The following is a 1,836-nucleotide window of genomic DNA, read 5'->3' on the forward strand; positions in this document are numbered from 1 at the left end:
TCTTCAACAATCCGAGTGCGGCAAGCCTGCTCGACCCGCCCGCCACTGCCGGTGCTACCCGCATCGCCGCCGGTGGCCTGTACCGCATCATTTTCCCCCTTCGAGGCACCGATCCCCTCGATATAGACCGGCACGGTTAACCAGGTTTCCGTGGGTAATCGATACAGGTCATGGGCCTTACCAATATTGGTCACATCGTTCTTTTCACTGTCATTGCCAAGGGGTAGATCGCCATCACGGCAGGCATCGATCCATGCTTCCCGCTCGGCGGCGGAGCAGCTGGCTAAAAACGCCTCAAGCTGCGGTTTTCCCTCTCGATGCTTAAAGGTGCTGTTGCTGGTGCCATCAAAAAAGACCCCAATGCGCAGGGTGGTGAGCTGATAGCCCTTTACCTCAATCACATAAGAGTGCTGGGTGATAAAGCGCGGCGGCTGGGCCTGCCCGGCCTGATGCCCTTTAGGCAACGGCTGGTCGGGGTCAGTGAGGCAGAGGTCGCCAGTAGTTACCTTGATATGCTCGCGTACTTTGTCACAGTGGCCGGGCTGGGCGGCAGTGTAATCGGCCACGGGGCTCACTTCGTTATCGTTAAGGGCGGCGCGCCGCTGCGCCGCCTTAAGCCACGGGTCGGTGGCGATCTTGACCGTGACCGGACCCACCGCAAAACCTTCCACCAAGGTGGGGCCATCTTGCAACGTCACGGTATAGGACTGACCGGTTTGGTCGGTCAAGATCGCCTGTTGGCCTTTAAACGAGCGGTTATGTTCATCGCGCACGTCTATCTCAATCCAGCAGTTGTAGCGCTCGCAGGGGAGGCAATAGGGATCGGCAAACATCAGTGAGCTCCACTAAGGGGATGGTATTGGGCCGAACTGACCCCATGTTCGGTGAGCCAGCGCTCAACCTGTTGTAATTCGTCGTCAGTCAACATAAAGGCGGGTTGGATGGTTGCCACCGGCAAACCCACTTCGAGCGCCAAGGCCCCCGCTACCACGCCATCGCGCAGTTCGTCACGCAACCCGGCTTGGTTGGCACGGCGTAACATCGCGGCAATGGTGACCTCTGGGGTTGGGTGACGCTCCATCATACTGGTCATGGTTTGCCATAAGCGGCGCTGCAAGATATAGCGGTGGCGGCTCTCATCATAGAGCGCGGCCAGATGCTGCGGCCGAATGTGAAACCAAGGGCGTGGTTGAAGCTGGTAGGGCGCGGCATCGACACTGCGGCTGATGGCTTGGCCGTTGATCCACAACCCAGCGCAGGGACCCAATACGCTATCACGCTCCGCTACCGTCATCGCCTGTAACATCGGCAGGAAAATACGCTGATCCGAAAAACGTAACCAGAGCGCCTCCCCTTCGCGGATCGCTTCAATCAGGCTTTGCCAATGGCGACGCACCACCTCAACGGGCTGATCACTGACCACGTAAAACCCGCTCGGGGTCGGGTGCTGGCCAATAAACTCGGCAGAGGGCGCGGATAATAGCCAAGGCCCTTGCGCCGCCTGGTCGGCAAATGGCGTACCTGCAAAGAGCGGAAACGCCTCGCCACTACCGAGGTCGTAGAAATGTGGGATCAGGTCACTGTCGGCCACCCCATCAATGATGGCAAACAGCTGCCCCTGATAGTGATTGCGCCATTGCAGTACGCTCATGCCTTACCCCCCGTTGCCAACGGGCAGGGCTTCACTAAGGGTGCCATGGCGTCCATGCTTTTTTGCACAGCAGGAGCCGCTAGGGTGGCAGGGGGGGCTGGAGGCGCAGCGACCTGCCCCGGTAGCGTAGGGGCTTTCCCCGCCCAGCCGCTGCCATTACCGGAGCTGCCGCCGGAGTTGATCTT

2 protein-coding genes and 1 pseudogene are annotated in these 1,836 nt (G+C 59.6%); all 3 read right to left on the minus strand.

Annotation, left to right across the window (positions count from 1 at the left end; translation table 11 throughout):
- A pseudogene (locus CUC53_RS18290) lies at positions 1 to 833 on the minus strand (DUF2235 domain-containing protein); the annotation flags it as partial.
- Positions 833 to 1,651 (minus strand): DUF4123 domain-containing protein, encoded by an 819-nt coding sequence (locus tag CUC53_RS18295; RefSeq protein WP_100295408.1) that lies wholly within the window; start codon positions 1,649 to 1,651, stop codon positions 833 to 835. The pseudogene CUC53_RS18290 and the gene CUC53_RS18295, both read right to left, overlap by 1 nt.
- Positions 1,648 to 1,836, minus strand: a 189-nt coding sequence (locus CUC53_RS19375; RefSeq protein WP_236757974.1) for a hypothetical protein, incomplete at its 5' end; no start/stop codon positions are given. The genes CUC53_RS19375 and CUC53_RS18295, both read right to left, overlap by 4 nt.

This window comes from Aeromonas cavernicola, assembly GCF_002795305.1.
Taxonomy (GTDB): domain Bacteria; phylum Pseudomonadota; class Gammaproteobacteria; order Enterobacterales; family Aeromonadaceae; genus Aeromonas; species Aeromonas cavernicola.

Bases quoted from the DNA above. Each gene is read 5' to 3' on its own strand.
- CUC53_RS18295 (WP_100295408.1), bottom strand. From the start codon at position 1,651: ATGAGCGTACTGCAATGGCGCAATCACTATCAGGGGCAGCTGTTTGCC.